Annotated in this window: 9 protein-coding genes and 1 tRNA gene; 7 read left to right on the top strand and 3 right to left on the bottom strand. The window is 66.3% G+C overall.

What is annotated here, in order from left to right:
- Positions 1-59 precede the first annotated feature (59 nt).
- The 5 genes from glgC (at position 60) to gghA (ending at position 8,938) form a co-directional block, all read left to right on the top strand.
- Positions 60-1,325 carry a glucose-1-phosphate adenylyltransferase gene (gene glgC / locus BW990_RS20175; protein ID WP_076451191.1) on the top strand — a complete coding sequence of 422 codons (1,266 nt, stop codon included), beginning with the start codon at positions 60-62 and terminating at the stop codon, positions 1,323-1,325.
- Positions 1,322-2,728, top strand: coding sequence for a glycogen synthase GlgA (gene glgA / locus BW990_RS20170; protein ID WP_076451224.1), 1,407 nt, complete (start codon positions 1,322-1,324; stop codon positions 2,726-2,728). Before glgC ends, glgA begins: the two co-directional genes overlap by 4 nt.
- Positions 2,725-4,815: a glycogen debranching protein GlgX gene (glgX, locus tag BW990_RS20165; RefSeq protein WP_076451189.1), complete on the top strand. Its 2,091-nt coding sequence runs from the start codon at positions 2,725-2,727 to the stop codon at positions 4,813-4,815. Before glgA ends, glgX begins: the two co-directional genes overlap by 4 nt.
- A gap of 102 nt (positions 4,816-4,917) precedes the next feature.
- A complete protein-coding gene (locus BW990_RS20160) occupies positions 4,918-6,549 on the top strand; it encodes an alpha-D-glucose phosphate-specific phosphoglucomutase (protein WP_076451187.1) in 1,632 nt (543 codons plus the stop codon).
- A gap of 19 nt (positions 6,550-6,568) precedes the next feature.
- Positions 6,569-8,938, top strand: coding sequence for a glucosylglycerol hydrolase (gene gghA, locus BW990_RS20155; RefSeq protein WP_076451185.1), 2,370 nt, complete (start codon positions 6,569-6,571; stop codon positions 8,936-8,938).
- A gap of 530 nt (positions 8,939-9,468) precedes the next feature.
- Here the strand turns inward: gghA and BW990_RS20150 are convergent.
- The gene (locus BW990_RS20150; protein ID WP_076451183.1) at positions 9,469-10,308 is read right to left on the bottom strand and encodes an SMP-30/gluconolactonase/LRE family protein; all 840 of its coding nucleotides are present in this window, start codon (positions 10,306-10,308) and stop codon (positions 9,469-9,471) included.
- Positions 10,309-10,441: 133 nt separating this feature from the next.
- Between BW990_RS20150 and BW990_RS20145 the strand changes: the two genes are divergently transcribed.
- The gene (locus BW990_RS20145) at positions 10,442-11,935 is read left to right on the top strand and encodes a cache domain-containing protein (RefSeq protein WP_083950748.1); all 1,494 of its coding nucleotides are present in this window, start codon (positions 10,442-10,444) and stop codon (positions 11,933-11,935) included.
- Positions 11,932-12,576 carry a response regulator transcription factor gene (locus tag BW990_RS20140; RefSeq protein WP_076451180.1) on the top strand — a complete coding sequence of 215 codons (645 nt, stop codon included), beginning with the start codon at positions 11,932-11,934 and terminating at the stop codon, positions 12,574-12,576. The genes BW990_RS20145 and BW990_RS20140 overlap by 4 nt, the downstream gene beginning before the upstream one ends.
- A 149-nt stretch (positions 12,577-12,725) precedes the next feature.
- On the opposite strand, the gene BW990_RS20135 is transcribed toward BW990_RS20140, so the two are convergent.
- Together BW990_RS20135 and BW990_RS20130 are read right to left on the bottom strand one after the other, a co-directional pair.
- Entirely contained in the window at positions 12,726-12,926 is a 201-nt protein-coding gene (locus BW990_RS20135; RefSeq protein ID WP_076451178.1) for a hypothetical protein, read from the bottom strand.
- Between the two features lie 365 nt (positions 12,927-13,291).
- A tRNA-Gly gene (locus BW990_RS20130) sits at positions 13,292-13,365 on the bottom strand.
- Positions 13,366-13,723 lie beyond the last annotated feature (358 nt).

The following is a 13,723-nucleotide window of genomic DNA, read 5'->3' as shown; positions in this document are numbered from 1 at the left end:
GCACACTCTGCTCAATGAGCGGCGCCACGACAGGCCGCGAAACGCACAGGGAGGATACCATGGTCGATAGCGCTACCAGACTGTCGCAGAGGTCGATGGCCTTCGTCTTGGCCGGCGGGCGCGGCTCGCGGCTCAAGGAACTCACCGACCGGCGCGTCAAACCGGCGGTCTATTTCGGCGGCAAGACCCGGATCGTCGATTTCGCGCTGTCGAACGCGCTCAATTCCGGCATCCGCAAGATGGCCATCGCCACGCAATACAAGGCGCACAGCCTCATTCGCCATTGCCAGCGCGGCTGGAGCTTCTTTCGTGCCGAGCGCAACGAATTCCTCGATATCCTGCCAGCCTCTCAGCGCTACGACGAGCAGACATGGTATCGCGGCACCGCCGATGCGGTCGCGCAGAACATCGACATCGTCGACAGCTACGATGTGGATTACGTGGTGATCCTCGCCGGCGACCACATCTACAAGATGGATTACGAGCGGATGCTGCGCCAGCATGTCGAGACGAAGGCCGACGTGACCATCGGCTGCCTGACCGTGCCGCGCGCCGAGGCCTCGGCCTTCGGGGTCATGGCCGTCGACGACAAGGACGTCATCACCTCGTTTCTCGAAAAACCGAAGGACCCGCCGGGCACCCCGGACGACCCGAACGTCACGCTGGCCTCGATGGGGATCTATGTCTTCAACTGGGACTTCCTGCGCGATCTGCTGATCCGCGACATGGAGGACCAGAATTCGAGCCACGATTTCGGCAACGACCTGATCCCCGAGATCGTCAAGGGCGGCAAGGCGCAGGCGCACCGCTTCACCGACAGCTGCGTGCGCGCCTCGACCGAGGCCCCGACCTATTGGCGCGACGTGGGCACCGTGGATGCCTTCCACAAGGCCAATCTGGACCTGACGAATTTTGCCCCCGATCTCGATCTCTGGGACAAGGATTGGCCGATCTGGACCTATGCCGAGGCCACCCCGCCGGCGAAGTTCATCCATGACGAGGCCGACCGGCGCGGCGCGGCCATCTCTTCCATGGTTTCGGGGGGCTGCATCATCTCGGGCAGCGAGATCCGCGAATCGCTGCTCTTCACGCAGGTGCACACCAATTCCTATTCCTCGCTGGTGCGGGCGGTGGTGCTGCCGCGGGTCTACGTGTCGCGCAATGCGCGGCTGAAGAACGTGGTGATCGACCGCGGCGTGCATATTCCCGAAGGCCTCGTCGTGGGCGAGGACCCGGTTGAAGACGCCAAGTGGTTCCGCGTGTCCGACGGCGGCGTGACGCTTATCACCCAGAAGATGCTCGACGCACGGGCAGCGGCACTCTGATGCAGGTTCTCTCGGTCGCCTCGGAATGTGTGCCGCTGGTCAAGACCGGCGGGCTCGCGGATGTGGCGGGCGCCCTGCCCGGCGCGCTGGCGCCGCTCGGCGTCGAGATGCGCACGCTCATTCCCGCATATCGCAACGTGAAGGCGGCGATGGGCAACGGAACGACGCATGACCTCGGGCCGCTTTTCGGCGGCCCGGCCCGGCTGATCGAGGGCAGGCTCGGCGAGGCCGTGCTCTACGCGCTGGACGCGCCGCATCTCTATGACCGGGACGGCAGCCCCTATCTCGATGCCGGCGGGCAGGACTGGGCCGACAACCCGGTGCGCTTCGCCGCCCTGTCCCATGCCGCAGCGCAGATCGCGACCGGCGGCATCGCGGGCTGGCAGCCCGAAATCCTGCATCTGCACGATTGGCAGGCCGGGCTGACGCCGGTCTACCTGCGCCAGATGCCGGGCGGCGCGGGCATCGGCACGCTGATCTCGATCCACAACATCGCGTTCCAGGGGATGGCGCCCGCCTCGATGCTTTCTGCCATGGCGCTCCCGCGCGAGGAATTCACCGAGGGCGGGTTCGAATATTGGGGCCAGATTTCCGCGCTGAAGGCGGCGCTGACCGGCTGCGACCGCATCGCCACGGTCAGCCCCAGCTATGCGGGCGAGTTGCTGACGCCCGAGTTCGGCATGGGGATGGAAGGCATCCTGACCGCGCGCCGGGACGACCTCAGCGGCATCCTGAACGGCATCGACACCGACGCCTGGGCGCCGCCCTACAAGACCCCGCGCGGCAAGGCGCGGCACAAGAAGGCGCTGCGGCGCGAATTCGGCCTGCCGGACTGGGACGGCCCGCTCTGCGTGCTGATCTCGCGGCTGAGCCACCAGAAGGGGCTCGACGTGCTGCTCGAGGCGCTGCCCGCGCTGGTCGATCACGGCGGGCAACTCGCGCTTCTGGGCTCGGGCGATCCGGGCCTCGAGGCCGCCTTCAAGCGCGCCGCCGCCCATGAGGGCGTCGGGGTGCGCTTCGGCTATGACGAGGCGCTGTCGCGGCGACTGATGGCGGGCGGCGACGCGATCCTCGTGCCCTCGCGGTTCGAGCCTTGCGGCCTCACGCAGCTTTACGGGCTCTGCCACGGCACGCTGCCGCTGGTGTCGCGCACCGGCGGGCTCAACGACACGGTGATCGACGCCAATCCGGCGGCTCTGGGCGCGGGCGTGGCCACGGGGATACAGTTCCATCCCGTCACGTCATCGGCATTGGCGGGGGCCTTCGCGCGCCTACATGTCCTTTGGCGCGACCGGACGACCTGGGCGCGCATGATGAAGAACGCGATGGCACAGGATGTGGGCTGGGACGTGTCCGCCCGCGCCTATGCCGCGCTCTACAAGGACATCGCGTCGTCCAAATGACTCCGATCCAAGCGCCCGCCTCGGGCAAAGCCGCGCCGCTCGGCGCCACCTTCGATGGCGACGGCACCAATTTCGCCGTCTTCTCGCAACACGCCACGGCGATGTATGTCTGCCTCTTCTCCGAGGACGGCAAGACCGAGACCCGCCGCATCCGGCTGATGGAGCGGGACGGCGATGTCTGGCACGGTTACCTGCCGGGGGTGCGGCCGGGCCAGCTTTACGGACTGCGCGCCGACGGGCCCTACGCGCCCGAGGCGGGCCACCGCTTCAACGTCCACAAGCTGCTGATCGACCCCTATGCCAAGCGGCTGACGGGCCACCCCGACTGGCACGATGCGCTGTATGGCTTCACGCGCGGGCACGAGGACGAGGACCTGTCCTTCGACACCCGCGACAGCGCGCCTTACATGCCGCGCTGCGTGGTCGAGGACCCGAGCTTTTCCTGGGGTGAGACCCGCCCGCCCGACACGGCCATGGAGGAGACCATGGTCTACGAGGCGCATCTGAAGGGCCTGACGCAGAACTTCCACGGCGCCAGCCCCAAGGGCGGCGCGCTGGCCTTGGCCTCCGATGCGATGATCGACTACCTGACCGATCTCGGCATCACCGCGGTCGAGCTTCTGCCCGTGCATGCCTTCATCAACGACCGGTTCCTCGTCGACAAGGGGCTCACGAATTACTGGGGCTACCAGTCCATCGGCTTCTTCGCGCCCGATCCGCGCTATCTCTCCGACGGGGGCCTGAAGGAATTGCAGCATGCGGTGGCGCGGCTCCACGCGGCAGGCATCGAGGTCTGGCTCGACGTCGTCTACAACCATACCGGCGAGGCCGACCAGCTTGGCCCCACGCTGTGCTTCCGCGGCCTCGACAATGCCGCTTATTACCGGCTGGCCGAAGACAAGCGGCATTACATCAACGACACCGGCACCGGCAACACGATCAATATCGAACACCCGATGGTCATGCGCATGGTCATGGACAGCTTGCGCTACTGGGTCGAGACGTTCCATATCGACGGCTTCCGCTTCGATCTCTGCGCGACGCTGGGGCGCACGGCGCAGGGTTTCGACCCCGGCGCGGCCTTCTTCGATGCGGCCCGGCAGGACCCGGTGCTGAGCCGCGTGAAGCTGGTGGCCGAGCCCTGGGATATCGGCCCCGGCGGCTACCAGGTCGGCGCTTTCCCCGCGCCCTTTTCGGAATGGAACGACAAGTATCGCGACGGCGTGCGGCGCTTCTGGCGCGGCGATGCCGGCATGACGCCGGAACTCGCAACGCGCATCACCGGATCGGCCCAGCAATTCGACCATTCGGGCCGTCCCGCCACGGCGAGCGTGAACCTCATCACCGCCCATGACGGCTTCACGCTGGCCGATACCGTGTCCTACCTGGAGCGCCACAACGAAAAGAACGGCGAGGGCAACCGCGACGGGCATGGCGAGAATTATTCCGACAATTTCGGCGTCGAGGGCCCCACCGACGATCCCGACATCTTGGCCGCACGCCACCTGCGCCAGCGCAACATGCTGGCCACGCTGATGCTGTCCCAGGGCACGCCGATGCTGCTGGCGGGCGACGAGTTCGGCAACAGCCAAGGCGGCAACAACAACGCCTATTGCCAGGACAACGAAACCGGCTGGCTCGACTGGGCCCGGTGCGACGCGGATCTGCATGCCTTCACGCGGCGGCTGATCGCGTTCCGCAAGGCGCACCCGATCCTGCGGCAGAAACGCTTTCTGCACGCGCACGAACGGGTCACAGACGGCATTCCCGACCTCTTCTGGTGGCGCGAGGACGGCACTGAGATGCAGGATGCCGATTGGGAGAATGCGGACCGCGCGCTCGTCTGCGCCGAGATGCGCATGGCCAGCGGAACCCCGGCCTACGCGCAGCGCGAAGAGGCGCTCTATCTGGTCTTCAACGCGGGCGGATCGGCGACGATCACCCTGCCCGACCCGCCCGAAGGCTTTCATTGGGTGCGTCATATCGACAGCGCCCATCCCGATGCCGAGCCCGCCCCGGCAGACGCGACCGTCACGCTCAACGGACCGGCAACTCTGGCCTTCGTGCTCGAGGAACCGCCGATCTGACGGGGAATTCGCGGAGCCGCCCCTTGTCATTCCGCCCCCAACCCGCATGCTTGGGCGCAATCGTGAAAGACCCGATCCACACTCCGAGGAGGAGAAGAAGAGATGGAGATCATCACTGTCGACACGCGTCCGATCGACGGACAAAAGCCCGGCACGTCGGGCCTGCGCAAGAAGACCCGCACCTTCATGGAGCCGCATTACCTCGAGAATTTCGTGCAATCGATCTTCGACGGGATCGGCGGGCTGAAGGACAAGACGCTCGTTCTGGGCGGTGACGGGCGCTATTTCAACGACCGCGCGGCGCAGGTGGTGCTGCGCATGGCCGCCGCTTCGGGCGCGGCGAAGGTGATCGTCGGGCAGAACGCCATTCTGTCGACGCCCGCCGCCTCCAACCTCATCCGCATTCGCGAGGCCGCAGGCGGTATCATCCTTTCGGCAAGCCACAATCCGGGCGGCCCGGGCGGCGATTTCGGCGTGAAGTTCAACACCCCGAATGGCGGCCCCGCGCCCGAGAACATCACCGCCAAGATCCACATGGCGACGCAATCCTGCATCCGCTACTTCATCGCCGAGAGCCAGGATATCGACCTCTCGGCGCCCGGCAGCGCAAAGCTCGGCGAGATGGAGGTCGAGATCGTCGATCCCGTCGCCGATTACGCCGCGATGATGGAGAGGATCTTCGATTTCGACGCGATCCGCGCGCTTTTCGCGGGCGGCTTCACCATGCGCTTCGACGCGATGCATGCGGTGACCGGCCCCTATGCCCATGCGATCCTCGAAGACATGCTGGGCGCGGCGAAGGGCACCGTGATCAACGGCACCCCCGACCCGAGCTTCGGGGACGGCCATCCCGACCCCAATCCGATCTGGGCCAAGGCGCTGATGGACGAGATGTATTCCGATGACGGCCCCGATTTCGGCGCGGCCTCGGATGGCGACGGCGACCGCAACATGATCGTCGGCAAGAAGGCCTACGTGACGCCCTCCGACAGCGTCGCGGTGCTTGCCGCCAATGCCACGCTGGTGCCCGCCTACAAGGGCGGGCTCAAGGGCGTGGCGCGCTCCATGCCGACCTCCCGCGCGCTCGACCGCGTGGCGCTGCGCCTCGGTATCGACTGCTACGAGACGCCCACCGGCTGGAAGTTCTTCGGCAACCTTCTCGATGCCGGCCGCGCCACCATCTGCGGCGAGGAAAGCGCGGGCACCGGGTCGGACCACGTGCGCGAGAAGGACGGGCTCTGGGCGGTGCTCTTCTGGCTGAACATCCTGGCCGAGAAGAAGACCTCCGTCGCCGATCTGATGACCGCGCATTGGCAGACCTACGGGCGCAATTACTACACCCGCCACGATTACGAGGATGTCGATGCCAAGGCCGCCGAGGGCCTGATTTCCGACCTGCGCGGACGCCTTGCCAGCCTGCCGGGGACCGAAGCGGGCGGCCTGACCGTCGAGGCGGCGGACGAGTTCGCCTATGACGATCCGGTCGACAAGTCCCGCACCGAGGGTCAGGGCCTGCGCATCACGCTTTCGGGCGGCGCGCGCATGGTCTTCCGCCTGTCGGGCACCGGCACGGCGGGCGCCACCCTGCGCGTCTATCTCGAACGGGCCGAGACTGATCCCGACAAGCTCGACCTCGACCCGCAGGAGGCGCTGGCCCCGGTCATCGCCGCGGCCGAGGCCTTGGCCGATATCAAGGCCCGCACCGGCCGCGACGGCCCGGATGTGACCACCTAACAACGATCAGGAGGCGCGAGTGGCGCTCAAGGACCGTATCCAATTCGACGAGGCCGCATCCGCGGCCCGGGCCGAGGCCTGTGAAAAGACCCTGATGACCGCCGAAACCCGGTTCGACGCCGAGCGCGAGATCGCGCGCGGGCTGGGCGGACAGGTGGACGCCGAGGGCCGCGCGCATTTCGGCTTCTGGGTGCCGGAATTGCAGGATGCCCGCGTGCCCTCGGGGGACATCTTCCTCGAAGTGCTGGCGCCCACGACGCCGCTCGATCTGACCCGCGCCCATCAGGAGCTGACATTCGAGCGGGTCTATGTCCCCGTCATCCGCACCGAGGCGCATTGCTTTGCGGTGGTGTCCGGCATGCAGGCGGGCAATCGCGACGCGCTTGGTGATTTCTACGCGCTCTGCTGGCGCGATGCGGAGGAAAACTGGCACCGTATCCTCGACCCGCTGGCCATGTCGCTGCCTTTCGGCGCCATGGCACCGGCGGAGCTTTACGACGTGGCGGGCATGCTCGCCGCGCGCGGCGACGCGGAATACTGGCAGGCGCTCAAGGGGCCTGCGCCGCACAAGTTCGGGCCCGTCTCGAACATCCTGCAGATCCACGTGCCCACCGCCACGGCCGGGGGCACCATCGCCGCGCTCACGCGGCAATTCGAACGTCTGGCTTCCCGGATCGAGGCCGACCTGCCGCTGGAACCCGCGGACCAGATCTTCGCAGGCTACGAGGGCGTGCAGCTGCTGCCCGTGGAGCCTACCACCGTCTACGAGACCGGCCCCGATTTCTGGTCCGAGACCGAAGGCGACGACGACGCGGTCACGGTTTCCCTGCTGCGGCCCGACACCACCAACTGGGGTTATGACAACGTCATCGCCGGCATGGCCGCCGTGAACCCCGTCCTGCTCGAGACCGGCCGCCCGGACGAGCTGGTGGACCTGGCCGCCGCCCTGCACAATTTCCCCGGCACCCCCAAGAAGCTCGTCTTCGACGTGGTCTACGGCCATTCCGACAACCAGGGTCTGCGCGTGCTGAACGGGCATTTCTTCGCGGGCCCGAACATGTATGGCCAGAATCTCGATTACCAGAACCCTTCCGTCCGGGCGATCCTTCTGGAAATGCAGCGCCGCAAGGTGAATTTCGGCGCCGACGGCGTGCGGGTCGATGGGGCGCAGGACTTCAAGTACTGGGATGCGGCCGCACAGGTGCTGCGCCATGACGACGATTACCTGCAAAGCATGTCCGACATCGTGCAGGAGGTCGCGGGCACCGAATATCGCCCGTGGTTCATCTTCGAGGATGGCCGACCCTGGCCCGAGGAAGACTGGGAGCTTTCCTCCACCTACCGCTCGGTGATCGAGAGCCAGCGCGACGACGACGTGTTCCAGTGGGGGCCGCTGACCTTCGCCCACAACACGCCGTTCCTCTACACGTTCTGGCTGGGCAAATACTGGCGCATCCGCGAATGCCTGTCGGTCGGCGCGAACTGGATCTCGGGCACCTCGAACCACGACACGCTGCGCCGGGGCACGCAGGTGAACCCGAAGATGAACATCAACACGCGTCTCGGCAACACGCGGATGGAAATCCTCGATAAGGCCTATGACAACCCCGCGGTGCACACGCTGACCTACGTAGCGCTGCCCGGTGTGCCGATGGATTTCCTCAACGCCATGGCGCGGGCCTCCTGGGGCTTCGTGCGCAACCAGGACGACAAGTACGGCGTGAAGGTGGTGGCCGAGGAGGCGATCTCGCTCAATTGGCAGATCAACGAATATTCCTATTCCATCCCCGGCAATTTCACCCGTCTCAAGGCCCTGGGCTACGAGACCCGAGAGGACCTGTCGCGCTTCCTGACCTTCCTGCCCGCGCTGGTCGAGGTCACCGATTACGACCTCGAGGATATCGCGCGGCTGCTGAACACCACCGAGCCCAAGCTCGCGGGGCCGGTCTACACCGTGGACAGCCTGAAGGAGATCGCGCGCGCCTGGATGAACGACATGCACGAATACTGCAACATCACCCATTCGCTGGGCAGCCTCGATCCGGTGCAATGCGACTACACGCTGGCGTTGCGCAAGTTCCGCGCGGCGCGGCCGTGGCTGCGGGATAATTACGGGCCGAAGGATCATTTCGGCTATCTGGAGCCTTTGGACGGCCGGACCGTCTTCACGGCGCTCCGGCACGGGCCGGACGGGGAACAGGTCTTCACCGTCCTGCACATGGAGGGCAAGCCCACTTCGGATGTAGACCCCCTGCGGCTCGGCGTGCCGGGGACCGAAGGCTTCGGCTGGGAATGCGTGCTGCGCTCGCCGGGAATCGGGGCGGATTACGTCTCGGGTCCCCTCGTGCTGAAGGATTCGATGGCGCTGGTGTTTACGCGGAAGGGCTGAGGGGGTCGGCGGGAGGCGCACCCAAGGCCGCATCTCGCGAAGTGGTCTCCCGGCTCAACCGTCTGGTCGAAGAACCCCAGGATCGGAATCAAGGCTGCTTGCAGCCGCCGCGCCAAGCGCCTGCCCGCCCCCTGGGGCTGGCGCTCCGGAGACGCCAGCGCGCCGCTGCTTCTGCGCGGCGACACCCGGAGATAAAGCACACCCGCTCAACCGTTGCAGCGCCATCCCACGGGCAGGCGCACGAGCGACACACCTGGTGGACAGGTTTCCCGGCTCAACCGTCTGGTCGAAGAACCCCAGGCGCGGAATCAAGGCTGCCTGCAGCCGCCGCGCCAGCGCCTGCCCGCCCCCTGGGCTGGCGCTCTGGAGACGCCAACGCACCGCTGCTTCTGCGCGGCGACACCCGAAGATAAAGCACAACCGCTCAGCCCTCATAGCGCCATCCCACGGGCAGGCGCACGAGCAACACATCTCGTGGACCCACCCCCAAAACCGAAGCTCCGATCCTAATCCGAACCTTCAGCCCATCCTCACAACACCACCCGGTGCGCCCGCTGTCCCTTGAACCCCGTCGGCACCGCGAAGGTCGCGCCGCTCAGCCGGTCGTCCTCGGCCGCGCCATCCGCCGCCGAGGTCACGTAAAGCACCGACAGATCGCGCCCGCCGAAGGCCGGGCAGGTCACCCGCCCCGCAGGCAGGCCAATAGCCGTCATGAAGGCGCCATCGGGCGAATAACAGGCCACGCGTCCCGCACCGATCTGGGCGTTCCACAGGTTGCCCTGGCTGTCGACCACCGCCCCGTCGGGCTTCAGCCCCTCGCCGCTCAGATCGACGAAATCCACCGGATCGCCCGCGGGCCAGCCATCGTCATCCAGCGTCACCCGCCGGATCACCCCCGCCCGCGTGTCGCAGAAATAGGCATAGGCGCCCCCCGGCGCGAAACAGATGGCGTTGGGGATCTCGAGCCCGGAATAAAGCCGGTGCACCTCGCCGCGCAGAAAGCGGTAGATGGCGCCATCGGCCCCCGTCTTGTCCTTGCGCATCGTCGAGATCCAGAACCCGCCCCAGGGATCGGCACGCCCGTCATTGGACCGCGTGTCGGGCCGGTCGGCCTCCAGCGGCACGATATCCTCGCGCGCCTCGCGTTCGGTATCCCAGACGAAAAGCGCCGTCTCGCTCGCAATCAGAAGCCGCCCCTCGTCGATCCACCCCGCCGCCGAGATATGTTCCTCGAAGCGCCAGTCGCGTTGCCGCCTTCCGTCATGGCGGAACAACCGCTTGCCGAGGATGTCGACCCAGTAGAGCGCCTCCTCCTCCGGATGCCAGAGCGCGCCTTCGCCCAGGGCGCAGATCGTGTCGCTGAAGATCATGGTGCCTCCCCTCTCGTGCCCCATCATCCTGTCGGACCCGGGGCGCGCTGACCAGAGCCGCGGGCGGCGCGCGGGCGCACGGGCAGCGCAATGCATCTTTCCAAGGCGCGCCGATCCGCGCTAGGGAACGGATATGACCGGGATCGCGAAGCGGATGAGCCTGCGCTACAGTCAGAAGCTGTTCCTTCTGGCGGCCCTTCCCCTCGTCCTCGCGGTGTCCGCGATCGCCTTCCTGGTGGCCTACCAGTCCCGCGCATTGGCCGATCGCGAGATCCGCAGCCTCGAGACGCAGCTCATCGAGGCCAAGAAGGCCGAGTTGAAGAATTACGTCACCCAGGCGCGGAACGGCTTCTACTTCATCTACGGCTCCGCGGCACCGGACGACGAGGTCGCGAAGGAACAGGTGATGCAGATCCTCTCGGCGATGATCTACGGCGATGACGGCTTCTTCTTCGTCTACGATTACGACGGCACCAACCTCGTCAGCCCGCGCCAGACCGAGATGATCAACCGCAACTGGTCGGGCTTGACCGACAGTGCCGGCACGCCCGTCACCGACGCGCTGATCCGCATCGCGCGTTCGGGCGCGGGCTATCACGAATATCTCTGGCCCAAACCCTCGACCGGCGAAGAGGCGCGGATGATTTCCTACGTCACCTCCTTTCCGTCCTGGCAATGGGCGGTCGGCACCGGCGTCTTCATAGACGACGTGATCGAGAACGTCGCCGCCGCCCGCGCCGAGGTGGAGCGCCGGGTGCAGGACACCTTCATCTATATCGGCGCGATCACGCTCCTGGCGCTGCTGGCCGTCTTCGCCTCGGGGCTGTTGCTGAACCTGCGCGAAAGGCGGCTGGCCGATGCGCGGCTGCGCGAACTCACCCAGCGCGTCCTCGACACCCAGGAAGAGGAACGCGGCCGCGTCGCGCGCGAATTGCATGACGGCATCAGCCAGATCCTCGTCGGGGTGAAATACGCCCTCGACATCGCCCGGCGGCGGGTCCAGGCGGGCGATCCCCGGGCCGCGGAGACGCTGGATCAGGGTGTGTCGCACCTTTCGGGCGCGATCCAGGAGGTGCGGCGCATCTCGCGCGACCTGCGCCCCGGCGTGCTCGACGATCTGGGTCTCGGCCCCGCGCTGAAGGCGCTCTGCGAGGATTTCACCGCCCGCACCGGCATCACGGTGGATTTCGAGACGGTGGTGTTCCGCAACCGGCTCGATCAGGATGCCAAGATCGCCCTCTACCGGATCGCGCAGGAGGCGCTGACCAACGTGGAACGGCATTCCGGCGCGACCCGCGTCGCGGTCGATCTGCGCGGCCACATGCGCGGCGCGACGCTGCGGATCACCGATGACGGCCACGGCATCGACGGCGAGGCCGAGCCCGACGCGCAACGCGGCATCGGGCTGCGCAACATGCAGGAGCGGATGGACCATCTGGGCGGCCACTTGCGCATTCAGTCCTCGCGCGGGGGCACCGTGATCGAGGCGGAGGTGCCGCTGACCCACATGCTGCCGCCCGAAGACACCCAACGCGCGGCGCAAAGCCCCCGCGCCGCCACGGCAACGGTGGACCCGGCCCCCGCCCCGCACCCCGCCGCATCCGCCCCGCAAAGGAGGCCCGCATGAGCCCGCCGATCCGCGTCGTCGTGGTCGACGACCACCCCATGGTTGCCGAAGGCATCACCGCGATCCTCGAGACCTACGACGACATCTCGGTCCTCGCCACGCTGTCGGGCGCGCAGCAGATGATCGACCGGCTGGAGGAGCTCGCCCCGGACGTGATCCTGATGGATCTCAACATGCCCGGTCTCTCGGGCCTGTCGGCGACCGAGATCATCCTCGAACGCCGCCCCGAGACGCGCATCCTGATCCTGTCGATGCATGACAGCCCGGAATACATCCGCACCGCCCTGCGCCACGGCGCGATGGGCTACGTGCTGAAGGATGTCTCCACCGACGAGATCAAGAAGGCCATCGACCTCGTCCATACCGGTGCGCGCTATCTCTGCACCGGGGCCGAGGGCGCCATCGCACCCGCCGACGACAACGGCCGCGAGGCGCTGACCACGCGCGAACAGACCATCCTGCTGCAGCTGGCGCAGGGCAGGTCCAACAAGGAGGTGGCGATCGCGCTCGATATCTCCGTCCGCACGGTCGAGACGCACCGCAAGAACATCAAGCGCAAGCTCGGGATCAGTTCGACCGCCGGGCTGACCCGCTACGCGCTGCAACACGGCGTTCTGCAGGGTACCGGCGTCAACGTCTGATCCAGCGCGCTCCGACAGAGGGCGCTACCGACTGCGCGGCCCGAATTGGGCCGCTCCGCGGCGCCGGGCACAAAAAAGCCCCCGCGCGGGGGGCTTTTGACGCCAATGGTCCTCGGGACCGGGCCGCGGCACAAGAGATCCGGCGCGGTTCAGACCGCGCGATCCGCCGCGTTCCCGTCGCAGAAGACGGAGGTCCAGAGCGGTCCCGTACCCGCCTCGCCGGCCTGCACATGGCTCGTCCACTGGCCGATCGCGATCAGCGCCACCAGAAGTGCGGCCTTGCACAAGGTAAACTCGCGCTTCGACAGCCGCGGCAGGGCCTTGTCGGAATATGTGGCGATCATGGACATCGGAACCTCCTTCCGAGCGCGACACATAGGGCCGCATCAAACTGAACTGTTCGGTTCAGATCATGCGACGAAATCGTGTTTCACGCAAGTCACGAAGCCGCGCTTCCCGGTAACATCGCCGCACAGGAACGGTGCGCGCATACGCCAACCGTGACACCCGAAGCGCGCCGTCGCACGTTGCCCGCGCAACCGGCGGTCGCGGCCTCTGAGGCGTTGCATGTGAGGAATTGGAGCGGGTGAAGGGAATCGAACCCTCGTCGTCAGCTTGGGAAGCTTAAAGCAAAAATGAGAAAAAACGATATAAATCAGATAACTATCGCCGTATAGACAGGGATTTTGTCGGCAGGCTGTCGGGAGATTTTTCTTGGAGCGGGTGAAGGGAATCGAACCCTCGTCGTCAGCTTGGGAAGCTGCTGCTCTACCATTGAGCTACACCCGCAACGCCTCCCGAGCACTATTTTAGGTCGACGCGGCGGTCAAGCGCTTCTGCCAATCGTGCGTTCAGTGGCTGTTTACAGAAATATTTCTTTGGTGACGGCGAGACGTAGAAAGCGTCAATGGTCAGTCTTTCGTTTCATGACTAACGCGTGCCTCCGGCCCTCTGCTGACAATCGTGCCTCGTGCAGCGGACGACAGTTGTCAGTCCGCACTTGACGTTCTCCTTGCGTGGACAAAGCATGGCCACAACATGCAGGAAGGGCGTATTCCGTTGAAAAACCCGCGCTTGATCGAGGGCCGTGGTGCTGATTCAATTCCGCCGATGGGTGGGAGGATTGGCGATGATGGGACCGAGGAAG

The organism is Roseivivax lentus (assembly GCF_900156805.1).
Taxonomy (GTDB): Bacteria; Pseudomonadota; Alphaproteobacteria; order Rhodobacterales; family Rhodobacteraceae; genus Roseivivax; species Roseivivax lentus.
The sequence above is the reverse complement of the archived record's forward strand: the minus strand, read 5'-3'. Positions and strand labels throughout refer to the sequence as shown.

What these genes read in the sequence shown, in the direction of transcription:
- glgC (WP_076451191.1), top strand. Translation starts at nt 60, where the DNA reads ATGGTCGATAGCGCTACCAGACTGTCGCAGAGGTCGATGGCCTTCGTC.
- glgX (WP_076451189.1), top strand. Translation starts at nt 2,725, where the DNA reads ATGACTCCGATCCAAGCGCCCGCCTCGGGCAAAGCCGCGCCGCTCGGC.
- BW990_RS20160 (WP_076451187.1), top strand. Translation starts at nt 4,918, where the DNA reads ATGGAGATCATCACTGTCGACACGCGTCCGATCGACGGACAAAAGCCC.
- BW990_RS20150 (WP_076451183.1), bottom strand. Translation starts at nt 10,308, where the DNA reads ATGATCTTCAGCGACACGATCTGCGCCCTGGGCGAAGGCGCGCTCTGG.
- BW990_RS20145 (WP_083950748.1), top strand. Translation starts at nt 10,442, where the DNA reads ATGACCGGGATCGCGAAGCGGATGAGCCTGCGCTACAGTCAGAAGCTG.
- BW990_RS20140 (WP_076451180.1), top strand. Translation starts at nt 11,932, where the DNA reads ATGAGCCCGCCGATCCGCGTCGTCGTGGTCGACGACCACCCCATGGTT.
- BW990_RS20135 (WP_076451178.1), bottom strand. Translation starts at nt 12,926, where the DNA reads ATGTCCATGATCGCCACATATTCCGACAAGGCCCTGCCGCGGCTGTCG.